Origin of the sequence: Collinsella sp. AF39-11AT (assembly GCF_003474585.1) — a bacterium.
GTDB lineage: Bacteria > Actinomycetota > Coriobacteriia > Coriobacteriales > Coriobacteriaceae > Collinsella.
This window is the reverse complement of the sequence record NZ_QROG01000062.1, coordinates 335-560: the sequence shown is the minus strand read 5'-3', so window position 1 is coordinate 560 and position 226 is coordinate 335.

Below are 226 nucleotides of genomic sequence, written 5' to 3'. Positions count from 1 at the left end.
GTCGGCTACAGGCCGAGGTCGCGCCGGGCCCCGGGGAGGGCGACGTCCCACTCGTCGCGCAGGTCGCACGCGTCGTTCCTCGCGCTCGGAGAGGACGCCTGCGCCGCGGCCTGGGAGATGGACACCGTCGAGGGCTCCAGGGGCGACTCCGCCAGGCTCCTCACGCTCCTGCACCGCCCGAGCCGCTTCCAGCTGGCCCTGCCGCTGCCGGACGGCACGTGCGCCT